This is a genomic window from Rhodococcus wratislaviensis (assembly GCF_041228765.1).
Classification (GTDB): domain Bacteria; phylum Actinomycetota; class Actinomycetes; order Mycobacteriales; family Mycobacteriaceae; genus Rhodococcus_F; species Rhodococcus_F wratislaviensis.
The window spans coordinates 5,979,655-5,992,157 of the sequence record NZ_CP150488.1; the positions used below are offsets into that span (position 1 = coordinate 5,979,655).

Genomic DNA, 12,503 nt, shown 5'->3' on the forward strand with positions numbered 1-12,503 from the left:
CCTCATCCCTCCTTGCCGGATACACGAGCAGTTGCCGAGTTTCCGCCGAGAGCGGCGAAATCGTAGCCAGTTTCTGCGTGTTCCGACTCGTCCACTCCAAGTGATTCACCCTCGTCGCTGAGCCGCAGACCGATCGTGAACTTCACGATCAATGCGACGACGGCCGTCCCGACGAGCGAGTAAAGCAGTACTGCTCCGGCGCCCACTGCCTGACGCCAGAGTTGGTCGAGGCCTCCACCATAGAACAGTCCGACCACACCCGCGGGCGCCTCAGCCGTTGCGACCAGGCCGACCATCAGCGTTCCGACGATGCCGCCGACGAGGTGGACACCGACGACGTCGAGCGAGTCGTCGAATCCGAAGCGGAACTTGAGTCCGACCGCGAGCGCGCAGAGTGCGCCTGCCACGACGCCGATGGCGAGTGCGCCGAGGACGTTCACCGAGGAGCAGGAAGGCGTGATGGCAACCAGGCCGGCGACGATTCCGGACGCCGCGCCGAGTGTGGTGGCGTGGCCGTCACGAATCCGCTCGACCAGGAGCCAGGCGAGCATCGCCGCGCACGTTCCGATGACGGTCGTGATGAAGGTTGCTCCGGCGATGCCGTTGGAACCGACGGCCGAACCGGCGTTGAAGCCGAACCATCCGAACCAGAGAAGGCCGGCGCCGAGCATCACGAAGGGCAGGTTGTGCGGACGGAACGGGGTTCCCGGCCATCCCTTGCGCTTGCCGAGGATGATCGCGAGGACGAGGCCGGCGGCGCCGGCGTTGATGTGGACGGCGGTTCCACCCGCGAAGTCGACCGCGGCGAGCTTGTTGGCGATCCAGCCACCGGTCTCGGCGGTGACGCCGTCGAAGGCGAAGACCCAGTGCGCCACGGGGAAGTACACGACCGTCGCCCAGAGGCCGGCGAACAGCAGCCAGGGCCCGAAGCGCAGGCGGTCCGCCACGGCACCCGAGATGAGGGCGACGGTGATGATCGCGAACATGGCCTGGAACGCGACGAAGACCGTCGCGGGGATGGTGCCGACGAGCGGGATCGCGGAATCGGCGATGACCGAACCGGCATCGTCGGTCTCGGCGAGGTACGACCCGCCGATCAGTCCTTTGAGCCCGAAGTACTGGAACGGATCACCGACAAGGTTCCCCTTGTCCTCACCGAAGGCCATGGAGTAGCCGTAGAGAACCCACAGGATGCCGACGACACCCATCGCGCTGATGCTCATCATGAGCATGTTCAGCACGCTCTTGGCCCGCACCATGCCGCCGTAGAAGAACGCAAGACCCGGAGTCATGAGCAACACGAGCGCGGCGCTGGTCAGCATCCACGCTGTGTCCCCGGTGTCCGGTGCACCGATAGTGGGGAAATCCACCTTGAGCCTCCTCCTTCTCTGCCCAGCCGGTAGCGGCTGACGACCTGAGAAGAAGGGTGCTCAGTTGGTGTTTCGGCTATGCCACTGCACTGTTTCGCGCTCGTGAACGCATCGGCCTATTTTGTTGCGTGCAGGTTTCGCCAGGCGATTTGCGGTCGGTTTCATCGCCCCTGAGCCGTCCGGGAGCCCGAGACGACCCCGATTCGCTGCGTCAGCCGAGCAATGCGTCGACGAACGCGCCCGGCTCGAACGGCGCCAGATCGTCGGCGCCCTCACCGAGCCCGACGAGCTTCACGGGAACCCCGAGTTCGTGCTGAACCTGGAACACGATGCCACCCTTGGCGGTGCCGTCGAGCTTGGTGAGCACCACACCGGTGATGTCGACGACCTCGGCGAACACCCGCGCCTGCGCGAGGCCGTTCTGGCCGATGGTCGCGTCGAGGACGAGGAGCACGTCGTCAACCGAGGCCTTCTTCTCGATGACGCGCTTGACCTTGCCGAGCTCGTCCATCAGTCCCGTCTTCGTGTGGAGCCGGCCGGCGGTATCGATCAGCACGACGTCGACGCCGTTGTCGATTCCCCTGGACACGGCATCGAACGCGACGGCCGCCGGATCTGCGGCTTCCTTCCCGCGCACCACCTCGGCGCCCACCCGCTCGGCCCAGGTCTGCAACTGGTCCGCTGCGGCGGCCCGGAACGTGTCGGCGGCACCGAGCAGGACGCGCCTGCCGTCGGCCACGAGAACACGCGCGAGCTTGCCGGTGGTGGTGGTCTTGCCGGTGCCGTTCACACCGACGACCAGCAGGACCGCCGGGTGGTCGTCGTGCGGCAGGGCACGGATCGAGCGATCGAGTTCCGGCCGGAGTTCTGCGACCAGGACTTCACGGAGCAGTGCGCGGGCATCGGCCTCGGTGCGGACGCTGCGCGACGCCATCTGCTCACGCAGCGACGTGACGATCTTCGTGGTGGTCGCCGAGCCGAGGTCGGCGATGAGGAGCGTGTCCTCCACCTCTTCCCAGGAGTCCTCGTCGAGATCGCCACCGCCGAGCAGTCCGAGCAGGCTCTTGCCCACCGCGGACTGTGAACGCGACAGTCGCCCACGCAGACGGTCGAGCCGTCCTTCCGTGGGGGCGATGACGTCGAGCACCGGCGCGGCGGGAGCCGGTTCGGGTTCGGGTTCGGGCGCGACCTCGGGTTCCGGTTCGACCTCGGGCGCGACGACCGGTTCGTAGGTGACCGGCTCCGGCGGGGCCGTCGGCTTCTCCGGGGCCTTCTCGGGGGCCTTCTCCGGCTCGGGGGGCGCGACGACCTCGGGTACGGGCGCCACCTCGGGTTCGGGCACCGGTTTCGGCAGAACCGGCTCGGGCGCAGGCGGACGTGGCGGCGCCGTCGCCGTCGACCCCTGACTGAAGTTGAACCCGCCGTCCGCCCGGTAACTGCCCGAACGGTCCTTCTCCGCCGTGGTGACCTGCGGGGTGTCCGGCGCCTTCAGTGAGATTCGGCGACGCCGATACAGCAGGGACCCGACGACGAGAACGACGAGAAGTACGGCCAGTGCGGCCGCGATGGCAATCCAAGCTCCGGTAGTCACGCCGCCCATTGTTTCAGGCTCCGGATTTCGTCGCGCACTGCCTTCCCGCCCGCACAGTCCCGGACCGGACCACAATCAGGCGTCCGCGGCCGCCATGTCCTGGCCACGGAGCCGCTGGGAGATGACGGTGGTGATGCCGTCGCCGCGCATGCTGACTCCGTAGAGCGCGTCGGCCACCTCCATCGTCGGCTTCTGGTGGGTGATGACGATCAGCTGCGACTTCTCCCGCAGCTGCTCGAACAACCCGATGAGACGGCGCAGGTTCGTGTCGTCCAGCGCGGCCTCCACCTCGTCCATCACATAGAAGGGGGACGGCCTGGCCCGGAAGATCGCCACGAGCATCGCCACCGCCGTCAGCGACTTCTCGCCACCGGACAGTAGTGACAGGCGCTTGACCTTCTTGCCCGGCGGCCGGGCCTCCACCTCGATGCCGGTGGTCAGCATGTTCGACGGGTCGGTGAGCACCAGCCTGCCCTCGCCACCGGGGAACAGCTTCGCGAAGACCTGCACGAATTCGCGTTCGACGTCCGAATAGGCCTCGGTGAACACCTGCAGGATGCGGGCATCCACGTCGGCCACCACACCGAGGAGATCCTTGCGGGCGGTCTTCACGTCCTCGAGCTGCGTAGAGAGGAAGTTGTAGCGCTCCTCGAGCGCGGCGAACTCCTCGAGTGCCAGCGGGTTGACCTTGCCGAGCGTCGCCAGGTCCTTCTCGGCACGTTTCGCGCGGCGTTCCTGCGTGGCGCGGTCGTACGGAATCGGCGCGGGCATCGTGACCTGCTCGCCGCGCTCCTTCGCCTGCTCGTACTCCTCCATCTCCAGTGCGGACGGCGGCAGCGCGACATCGGGGCCGTATTCGGCGATCAGATCGTCCAGGCCGATCCCGTGCTGTTCGAGGATGGCCTCCTCGAGCTGTTCGATGCGCAGCGCGGCCTGGGCGCGAGCGACCTCGTCGCGGTGCACGGCGTCGGTGAGCGACGCCAGCTGTCCGGTCAGCTGACGCACCCTTTCCTTCACCTGTTCGAGTTGAGTCGTCCGCTCGGTGCGGGCCCGGGCGAGTTCGTCACGGTGTGCCATCGCGGCGTCGACGACGTCACCGAGATGCTCGGCGACCCGTTGTCCCGACTCAGCGACCGCCGCAGCGACGGCGGCCGCGTTCTGGCGGGCCTTCATCGCACGTTCGGCTCGGGCGCGCGCGTCGCGTTCCACCTGTGCGGCGCGGCGCAGGGAGTCCGCCTTGCCTCGTACCGACTCGGCCCGCTCCTCGGCCGTGCGCACGGACAGCCGGGCCTCCACTTCCACGGCCCGCACCTCGGCCAGCGCCGCGGCCGCCATCTCACGATCGATGCTCGTCGTGTCGGATCCACCCGTGTCGGCGCCGGCGGACGACCCGTCCTGTTCCGCCAGGCGCAGCCGTTCCTCGAGTTCGGCGAGCGCGGTCAGCGTGTCCTCCCGACCGCTCTCGGCCTTGTCCCGCTGGGCCATGAGCCGATCGGATTCGGCGTGCGCGGCCCGCGCGGCCTGACCGAGGCGGCCGAGGCGCTCGTAGATGGCGGACATCGCGGCGTCCGACTCGTTCAGCGCGGCCAGTGCCTGCTCGGCGTTCTCCTGGCGGTCGGCCTGTTCCGCGACCGCACCGGACAGTGCCGCGGACAGTTCCTCGGCGCGCCGTTCGGCGCGGGCGAGATCCTGCACGGAGTTGTCGATGGCGGCCTGGACTTCGAGGGTGCTCGGCTGTCGGTCCGACCCGCCGCTCATCCAGCCCGCTCCGAGGAGATCTCCGTCGCGGGTGACGGCGCGCACGTCGGGCCTGCGCCGGACGGTCTCGACGGCGTCGTCGAGGGAATCGACCACGACCACTCCACCCAGGAGCGCCGCGATCCCGGTCCGCAGTTCGGCGGGGCAGTCGATGACGTCGACGGCCCACCGGGCGCCGGAGTCCAGGAGTCCGCCGTTCGGCGCGGCCTGATCGGTCCCGATGAACAGGGACGCCCGACCGCTGTCCGTCTCCTTCAACGCACCGACAGCGCTACGGGCGGCGTCGAGGGATTCGGCGACAACGGCGTCCGCGGCAGGACCCATCGCTGCCGCGACGGCGCCCTCGTACCCTGTCTCGACGGTGATGAGGCCACCGATCGGTCCGCGGATACCGTGCTCGCCCCGATTCTCGACGAGCCAGCCGGCGCCGTCCTTGCGTTCGAGGCCCATCGACAGCGCGTCGATCCGGGCACGCAGGGACGCCACTTCCTGCCCGGCGGCGCGCTCCTCGGCCTGGAGTTCCGTGACGCGTTCGGTGATCAGGCGCAGCGCCTCGACGGCACGCTCGTGGTGCGAATCCAGCCCGAGCTCACCGGCGTCGAGGTCACCGATCTCGTCCTGGACGACCTCGAACTCGGACTGTGCCGCGTCGCCGCGCTGGCGGGCCTCTTCGATCGCGACGGTCAGCCGGGACACTTCGGCGTCGACGGAGTCGGCGCGGGTGCGCAGAGTGTCGACCTGCCCGGACAGCCGGGCCAGGCCTTCACGGCGGTCGGCGATCGCCCGGACCGCCGCCATGTGAGCGCGTTCCGCCTCGGCGGCGGTCTCCTCCCCCAGTGCCAGCTGCTCCTTGGCCGCGTCCAGCGCCGCACGCGCCATCTCGACGGCTTCGACGAGCTCCATCTCCTCCGCGGCGATCCGATCGGCGCGGGCCTCCATCTCGTCCGGATCCTGACCGCGGTTCGCGGAGGGCTCGGAGTCGAGGTGGCGCGCCCGCTCCCGGGCGATGCGGATGGTCGCGTTGACGCGCTCCGCGAGTGCCGACAGCTGAAACCAGGTCTGCGCGGCCGCTTCCGCACCCGGTGTGAGCCTCGACAGTTCCTGCTCGTGCCGTCCCAGCTCGAGATTGGCCTCGTCGAGCGCCTCGGTGACCTGGTCGTGCTGCTCGCGCGCGACCTTCTCGTCCTGAGCCTGGTTGGCCAGGTCCTCGCGTCGCGTGACCAGGTCGTCCGCGGCGAGCCGCAGCTTCGCGTCGCGGAGATCGGCCTGCACCGTCTGTGCGCGGCGCGCCACCTCGGCCTGCCGTCCGAGTGGTTTGAGCTGGCGCCGCAATTCCGCGGTGAGGTCGTTCAGACGCGCCAGGTTGGCCTGCATCGCGTCGAGTTTGCGGACCGCCTTTTCCTTGCGTTTGCGGTGTTTGAGTACGCCGGCTGCTTCCTCGATGAACGCGCGCCGGTCCTCCGGACGGGATTCGAGGATGGCGGCGAGGCGGCCCTGCCCGACGATCACGTGCATCTCCCGGCCGATGCCGGAGTCGCTGAGCAGTTCCTGCACGTCCATCAGCCGGCACGAGCTGCCGTTGATCTCGTATTCGCCGGCGCCGTCGCGGAACATGCGCCGGGTGATCGACACCTCGGAGTAGTCGATCGGCAGGGCGCCGTCGGAGTTGTCGATGGTCAGCGTGACCTCGGCGCGTCCGAGGGGTGCCCGCCCGGCGGTGCCCGCGAAGATGACGTCTTCCATCTTGCCGCCGCGCAGAGCCTTCGCTCCCTGCTCCCCCATCACCCAGGTGAGCGCGTCGACGACGTTGGACTTACCCGACCCGTTGGGCCCCACGACACAGGTGATTCCCGGCTCGAATCGCAGAGTCGTTGCGGACGCAAAGGATTTGAATCCCTTCAGCGTCAGACTCTTCAGATGCATGACGGAGAACTTTACCTGCGGTTCACCGTTCCACGAACCCGGTGAGGTCGCCGCGGGCGGAATCCCATTGCTCGACGACGAGATCCACCGCGCCCGGCGTGTCCCCCGACCGCAGCAGCGTCAGCAGGGTCTCCAGCTTGTCGCGAGGCCCCTCGGCGATGACGAGCACGCGGCCGTCCTTCTGATTGGCCGCGTAGCCGACGAGACCGAGTTCCAGCGCCCGGGCGCGGGTCCACCACCGGAATCCCACACCCTGCACGAATCCGTGCACCCACGCGGTCATTCTCTCCATGCCCGTCACGACCGTTCGAGTTTGTAGATCTTCCCGGTGAAACTCGAGGCGTAGAGCGCGTCCGCATCCCAGCCCGGTCCGGCGCCGAACCGCACCGAGGACACGAGTGGCAGTCCGGACGCCAGGGCGCAGCTCTCCCCCGTCGCGGGATCCACCCGCACCACCTTGCCGCCACCGTTGTAGGCGACGTAGACGATGCCGTCCGGTCCGACGGTGAGGTCGTCGGCCGCGTTGAGGGGCCCGGAGCCGGGCAACTCGACCGATACGACCGGACCGCCGAGGTCGTCTTCGCGGAGGATGCGCAGCGTGGTGGTCGTGTCGAACGTCGTCACCGTGTAGACGTTGCCGTCGTGCGCGGCGAGACCGTCCACCGTTCCCAGATCGGTGCGCACGACCTCCGGTGTGTGGGGATCCGAGGCGGGGACGCGGGTCAGTCCGGCCCCGGAGCCCAGATTCCGGGCGGTGAGGATGTCTCCGTTGCTCAGCCGGACCAGCCCGTTCGGCATGACCAGCCCCTCGGCCACGGTTCGTGTGTCACCCGTGTCGAGGTTCACCACGTCCACCGTGCCGCTGGCCGAGCCCGTGACCCCGGCGGCGAAGGAGTTCCCCGTGGCGAAATACGCGTCGGCGCCGTCCACGGCGATTCCGCCGGGCGACTCGACCTCGGGCACGATCGGGGTGACGGAGCCGTCGGGGGCGACCCCGTCGAGGGCTCCGCCGCCCACCAGGCCTGTCCGCGACACCAGCATGGTGCCCGCGCCGTCGAAGGCCAGGTTCTCGAGAACACCCGCCCCGGACGTCACCTCGGACACCGACCACGGGGTGCACGCGCCGCCGGGGGGCGCGAACGCGGGCCCGGCAGCCGCGGGCGCGACCACGAGTAGACCCGCGCAGAGCGCCGTCCCGCCCGCGAGCGCGGCCAGCTCACGCCGCATCATGCTTCTCTTTCGACGGTCAACGTCACCGTCGTTCCCGCCTTCAGCGTCCGTCCGACCGTGCAGACCTTGTCGACCGACCGTTCGACGAGCGCCACCAGACGCTCCTGCGCGTCGGCGTCGAGCTCGCTGAGATCGAGCTCCATCACCTCGTCCAGCTGCGGGTACACCTCGTTCTCCCGATCGGCGGCACCCGACACCCGGATGGTGGCGTCGTAGTTGTCGCCCAGCCGCCGCGACAGCGGGAAGTCCGAGCTCATGCCACTGCACGCGGCGAGTGCGATCTTCAGGAGTTCCCCGGGGGTGAACACGCCCTCCACGCCCTCGGAGCCGATCAGGACCTCGGCGCCGCGCGAGCTGCGGCCGGTGTATCGCCGGGTGCCCGTTCGCTCGACCCACAGTGAGGTGGGCGCCGTCGTGTCGGAAGTCTGTTCTGCCATGCGCTCAATCCTGCCACCGGTCGGCGCAACGCCAGGTAGGTGGGTGGGCGGCAGTGGTTTCCGCGGAATTGTGAACGAGGATTCTCAGCAGAGGGAATCGGTGGGCCGTAGGGTGAACCGACCAATGACGCCGAGACGTAGCGGGGAATGCAGATGGGCCAGATCGGTAGTGCGGGAGAGCGCCAACTTCAGTCCGAGTACGGCACCGAGGATCGTGCCGCCAAGTTCTACTCGGATCAGATGCTGGACCATCTCAATCCCATGATGATCGAGTTCATCGGACGCCAGGAGATCGCCTTCATCGCCACCGCCGACGCGTCCGGCGAGTGCGACAACAGTCTGCGCGCCGGGACACCGGGATTCATGCACGTCATCGATTCCACTACCCTCGCGTACCCGGAGTACCGCGGCAACGGCGTGATGGCGAGCCTCGGCAACATCCGGGAAAACCCGCACGTCGGAATCATTCTCGTGGACTTCGTGCAGGACCTCATCGGACTGCACGTGAACGGTTCGGCCCGGATCGTCGAAGACCCGGTCCTTCGCTCCGAGATCGCGGATCTGCCTGCGGACCACACGAACGGCCGGATCCCGGAACGCTGGGTGGTGGTGGAGGTGGAGGAGGCATACATACACTGCCGCAAACACATTCCGAGAATGGCACCGGTTCCCCGGCACCGCGAATGGGGAACCGACGACGTGAAACGCAAGGGCGGCGACTACTTCGACGCCAAGGCGACACCACGCCGCGACACCGACGATCAGTTCGCCGAGGAGCCCGCGACCGCCGCACTCACACAGACGATGTCGCCGGGCTTCTCCGTGGTGCCGGCTGGCACTTCGGGCAACTGAACGACGAGCGGTTCATGAATTTCTCCCGCCGGATCGCGGTGCCGCACCGCGGGCACGGGCGATCCTCCTGACCGTAGGCGGACAGCGAACGGTCGAAATAGCCCGACTCGCCGTTGACGTTCACGTACAGCGCGTCGAAGGACGTGCCGCCCTGAGTGAGTGCCTCACGCATGACCTCCTGGGCGGCGGTGAGCACTGCACGGATCTTGGGACCACTCAGCCTGTCGGTGAGCCGATTTCCGTGGATCTGTGCGCGCCACAGCGCCTCGTCTGCGTAGATGTTGCCGATGCCGGAGACGACGGTCTGGTCCAGAAGGACACGCTTGATCTCGGTGTGCTTGCCGCGCACGACCTTCACGGTGGCCGCGAGGTCGAAACGCGGATCCAGCGGGTCGCGGGCGATGTGCGCCACCGAGTCCGGCACGAGCGAGCCGTCGACGTCGACGAGGGGTGCCAGCGCCCAGCCTCCGAACGTCCGTTGGTCGACGAATCTGAGGTCGAGACCCGAATCGAGCCGGGCCCGGATGCGCAAATGCTTCTCGGTCGGCAATTCCGGTGGCTGCACGAGCATTTGACCACTCATGCCGAGATGCACCACGAGAGCGACCGTACTGGGTTCGAGGACCAGCCACAGATACTTTCCACGACGGTCGGCGCTCGCGATGCGTTCGCCGGTGAGCTGTCCGGCGAGGTCGGCGGCGCCGGGCAGATGACGCCGGATCGCCCGCGGGTGCAGGATGTCGACGGAATCGATCGACGCCCCCACGATGTGGCGTTCGAGTCCGCGCCGGACCACCTCGACTTCGGGTAGTTCAGGCACTGACGTCGTCGGCCGCTACGTCGGGGCCTGCGTCGGACAACGCATTCCACGCCGTACTCGCAGCCTTCTGCTCGGCCTCTTTCTTGGAGCGGCCGATACCGACGCCGAGGGGCTTGCCGCCGACGATCACGGTGGCGGTGAATTCCTTGTCGTGGTCGGGGCCGGTCGCCGTGATCTCGTACGCCGGCACACCGACGCCACGCTCCGCGGTCAACTCCTGCAGACTCGTCTTCCAGTCCAGACCCGCGCCGAGACGGGGGGCTCGCTGGAGGAGATCGCTGAAGAGGTCGAGCACGACGCGTCGCGCCGTGTCGATGCCGTGCTCGAGGTGGATGGCGCCGAGAATCGACTCCATGCCGTCGGCCAGGATGCTCGGCTTGTCACGGCCACCGGTCATCTCCTCGCCCTTACCGAGCAGGAGATGGGCACCGAGGCCGCCCTCACCGAGAGTGCGGGCCACCTCCGCGAGCGCGTGCATGTTGACGATGCTCGCCCGAATCTTCGCGAGGTCGCCCTCGGATTTGTCGGGATGCGCAAGGTAGAGCTTCTCGGTGACGGTCACTCCGAGCACGGAGTCGCCGAGAAATTCGAGACGCTCGTTGGTGGGCAGACCACCGTTCTCGTACGCATACGAGCGGTGCGTCAACGCCAGGGTGAGCAGCGAAGGCTCGATTTCTACGCCGAGGGCGGCGAGGAGGGAAGCATGATCCTCCTCGCCGCCGGCGGGTGTATTACTGATGTCGCTCGTCACAACGCCTCTCCGCGGAGAACTAGACGGCGGCAGTGACCTGGCGGCCCTTGTATGTGCCACACGACGGGCACGCGACGTGGGGCAGCGTCTTCTCGCCGCAGCCACGGTTGGGGCAGGTGACGAGGGTAGGCACAGTGGTCTTCCACTGGCTGCGACGCGACCTCGTGTTGGATCGCGACATTCTGCGCTTGGGGACAGCCACTTCTACTTCTCCTCGGCTTCGGTGTTCACAAGATTCTTGCTGGGTTCTGATTCCACGCCAAATTTGGCTGCAAGACCAGCCCAGCGAGGATCAAGTATGTCATGCCCATGGCCAGATTCGGCAATCGCCAGGCGAACGCCACATTCTGGGCACAATCCTTGGCAGTCGTCACTGCAGAGCGGCTGCAATGGCAGTGCGAGGCCGACGGCGTCGATCACGACGGGTTCGAGGTCGATCTCGTCGTCGACGACGTGATAGACCTCCCCCTCCTCCGTGGTCTCCTCCGTGGTGCTGTCCGGGTATGCGAACAGCTCGGTGAGAGTCAGGTCCACCGCGTCGGAGAACGGCTCGAGACATCTCGAGCACTCCCCCACGGTGTCGGCTCGCAACGAACCGGTGACCAGGACCCCCTCGGATACGGCCTCCAATCGGAGATCGAGATCGATCTCCGATCCTTCCTCGATGGCGATCAGGTCGAGACCGATGCGCTGTGGCGCCGTCACCACCCGTTCCACGGTGCGCATCGAACCGGGACGACGGCCGAGTTTGACCGTGTCCAGCACGAAGTCCGCGTCCCGTCGGGAACGCGATGAGCTGTGGCGATGGGATGACAACAAACTTCACTTTCGAGAAAAGGGAAACGACAAAGGGCAACCACTCCACGATACGCAATCTGCGCGGTGGAGCCAAATTCGATCGGGCGCCGGTCGGACGGTCGCTCAGCGGCGACGCTCGGCCCGGCGGTCGTCGACGTCGTAGTCCGAGGCGTAGTCGGGAACACCCGAACCGGTCCGCAACTGCTGACGTCCGCGCCCCACGGACCGGACGGTGCCGTTCAGGAAGTCCTCGAACTCCGCGAGCTTCGTGTCGACGTACAGGTCGCAGTCCGAGCGGAGACGATCCGATTCGGCGTGCGCGGAGTCGATCACCCGGGCCGACTCGGCGTGCGCCGCCTGGACGACCTCCGTCTGCGAGACGAGGCGCGCCTGCTCCGCCGTGCCCTCCGCAACGGACCTCTCGTAGGACGCCTTGCCCGACTCGATCATGCGATCGGCCTCGGACCGTGCACGGCCCGTGAGTGCGTCGTACTCGCGCTGGCCTTCCGCGACGGAGGACTCGGCCTCGGCGCGCGCGTCGGTGACCAACTGCTCGGCGTGTGCGCGGGCCTCGGCGACCATCCGGTCCGCCTGCGCCTTCGCGTCCGCCAGGATGCGGTCGGCATCGTCCCGGGCGTTCTCGATGGTGGAGTTCGCCTCGGCGTTGGCGCTGGAGACGGTCTTCTCCGCGTTGGACCGCGCGTCCCCCACCAGTTTGTCCTTGTGGTCCAGGACGTCCTGGGCGTCGTCGAGTTCACCGGGAATCGCATCGCGCACGTCGTCGAGCAGTTCGAGGACGTCACCGCGCGGAACCACGCAGCCGGCGGTCATCGGTACGCCGCGTGCCTCTTCGACAATCGCGACAAGTTCGTCGAGCGCCTCGAATACCCGGTACACAAGCAACCCCAATCATCCATGACCCTCAGCAGGTCGGCGCAGCCTTCTTCGTGCAAGTCTGCCCGACCGGACGCCG

The 12,503-nt window shown here is 67.8% G+C and carries 12 protein-coding genes; 1 reads left to right on the forward strand and 11 read right to left on the reverse strand.

Features of this window, described 5'->3' with window-relative positions; genetic code table 11:
- Window positions 1-2 precede the first annotated feature (2 nt).
- The 6 genes from WKC72_RS27715 to WKC72_RS27740 form a co-directional block, all read right to left on the reverse strand.
- Window positions 3-1,322 carry an ammonium transporter gene (locus WKC72_RS27715; protein WP_370184553.1) on the reverse strand — a complete coding sequence of 440 codons (1,320 nt, stop codon included), beginning with the start codon at window positions 1,320-1,322 and terminating at the stop codon, window positions 3-5.
- Window positions 1,323-1,581: 259 nt separating this feature from the next.
- On the reverse strand, window positions 1,582-2,970 hold the full coding sequence (gene ftsY / locus WKC72_RS27720; protein ID WP_370180435.1) for a signal recognition particle-docking protein FtsY: 1,389 nt from the start codon (window positions 2,968-2,970) through the stop codon (window positions 1,582-1,584).
- A gap of 66 nt (window positions 2,971-3,036) precedes the next feature.
- A complete protein-coding gene (gene smc, locus WKC72_RS27725; protein ID WP_370180436.1) occupies window positions 3,037-6,642 on the reverse strand; it encodes a chromosome segregation protein SMC in 3,606 nt (1,201 codons plus the stop codon).
- Window positions 6,643-6,664: 22 nt separating this feature from the next.
- Window positions 6,665-6,934, reverse strand: a complete 270-nt coding sequence (locus tag WKC72_RS27730; protein ID WP_011598391.1) for an acylphosphatase — start codon at window positions 6,932-6,934, stop codon at window positions 6,665-6,667.
- A 5-nt stretch (window positions 6,935-6,939) separates the two neighbouring features.
- Entirely contained in the window at window positions 6,940-7,869 is a 930-nt protein-coding gene (locus WKC72_RS27735; RefSeq protein WP_370184554.1) for a hypothetical protein, read from the reverse strand.
- Window positions 7,869-8,309, reverse strand: coding sequence for an OsmC family protein (locus tag WKC72_RS27740; RefSeq protein ID WP_037245522.1), 441 nt, complete (start codon window positions 8,307-8,309; stop codon window positions 7,869-7,871). The genes WKC72_RS27735 and WKC72_RS27740 overlap by 1 nt, the downstream gene beginning before the upstream one ends.
- Before the next feature lie 147 nt (window positions 8,310-8,456).
- On the opposite strand from WKC72_RS27740, the gene WKC72_RS27745 reads away from it, so the two are divergent.
- Window positions 8,457-9,161, forward strand: coding sequence for a pyridoxamine 5'-phosphate oxidase family protein (locus WKC72_RS27745; RefSeq protein ID WP_128638957.1), 705 nt, complete (start codon window positions 8,457-8,459; stop codon window positions 9,159-9,161).
- Here the strand turns inward: WKC72_RS27745 and mutM are convergent.
- From mutM to WKC72_RS27770, 5 genes are all read right to left on the reverse strand, one after another.
- Window positions 9,103-9,981, reverse strand: a complete 879-nt coding sequence (mutM, locus tag WKC72_RS27750; protein WP_128638958.1) for a bifunctional DNA-formamidopyrimidine glycosylase/DNA-(apurinic or apyrimidinic site) lyase — start codon at window positions 9,979-9,981, stop codon at window positions 9,103-9,105. The two genes, WKC72_RS27745 and mutM, sit on opposite strands and share 59 nt — an antisense overlap.
- Complete coding sequence (gene rnc / locus WKC72_RS27755) at window positions 9,974-10,732, reverse strand: ribonuclease III (protein WP_009479707.1); 759 nt, start codon at window positions 10,730-10,732, stop codon at window positions 9,974-9,976. Before rnc ends, mutM begins: the two co-directional genes overlap by 8 nt.
- 19 nt (window positions 10,733-10,751) lie before the next feature.
- Window positions 10,752-10,934: a 50S ribosomal protein L32 gene (gene rpmF / locus WKC72_RS27760; protein WP_005240446.1), complete on the reverse strand. Its 183-nt coding sequence runs from the start codon at window positions 10,932-10,934 to the stop codon at window positions 10,752-10,754.
- A gap of 2 nt (window positions 10,935-10,936) precedes the next feature.
- Window positions 10,937-11,497 (reverse strand): DUF177 domain-containing protein, encoded by a 561-nt coding sequence (locus tag WKC72_RS27765; protein WP_037245512.1) that lies wholly within the window; start codon window positions 11,495-11,497, stop codon window positions 10,937-10,939.
- 156 nt (window positions 11,498-11,653) lie between these two features.
- Window positions 11,654-12,427 carry a DivIVA domain-containing protein gene (locus WKC72_RS27770; protein ID WP_037245510.1) on the reverse strand — a complete coding sequence of 258 codons (774 nt, stop codon included), beginning with the start codon at window positions 12,425-12,427 and terminating at the stop codon, window positions 11,654-11,656.
- Between the last annotated feature and the right edge of the window lie 76 nt (window positions 12,428-12,503).

What these genes read in the sequence shown, in the direction of transcription:
- smc (WP_370180436.1), bottom strand. Translation starts at nt 6,642, where the DNA reads ATGCATCTGAAGAGTCTGACGCTGAAGGGATTCAAATCCTTTGCGTCC.
- WKC72_RS27715 (WP_370184553.1), bottom strand. Translation starts at nt 1,322, where the DNA reads ATGCTGACCAGCGCCGCGCTCGTGTTGCTCATGACTCCGGGTCTTGCG.
- WKC72_RS27740 (WP_037245522.1), bottom strand. Translation starts at nt 8,309, where the DNA reads ATGGCAGAACAGACTTCCGACACGACGGCGCCCACCTCACTGTGGGTC.
- WKC72_RS27730 (WP_011598391.1), bottom strand. Translation starts at nt 6,934, where the DNA reads ATGGAGAGAATGACCGCGTGGGTGCACGGATTCGTGCAGGGTGTGGGA.
- WKC72_RS27735 (WP_370184554.1), bottom strand. Translation starts at nt 7,869, where the DNA reads ATGCGGCGTGAGCTGGCCGCGCTCGCGGGCGGGACGGCGCTCTGCGCG.
- WKC72_RS27745 (WP_128638957.1), top strand. Translation starts at nt 8,457, where the DNA reads ATGCAGATGGGCCAGATCGGTAGTGCGGGAGAGCGCCAACTTCAGTCC.
- ftsY (WP_370180435.1), bottom strand. Translation starts at nt 2,970, where the DNA reads ATGGGCGGCGTGACTACCGGAGCTTGGATTGCCATCGCGGCCGCACTG.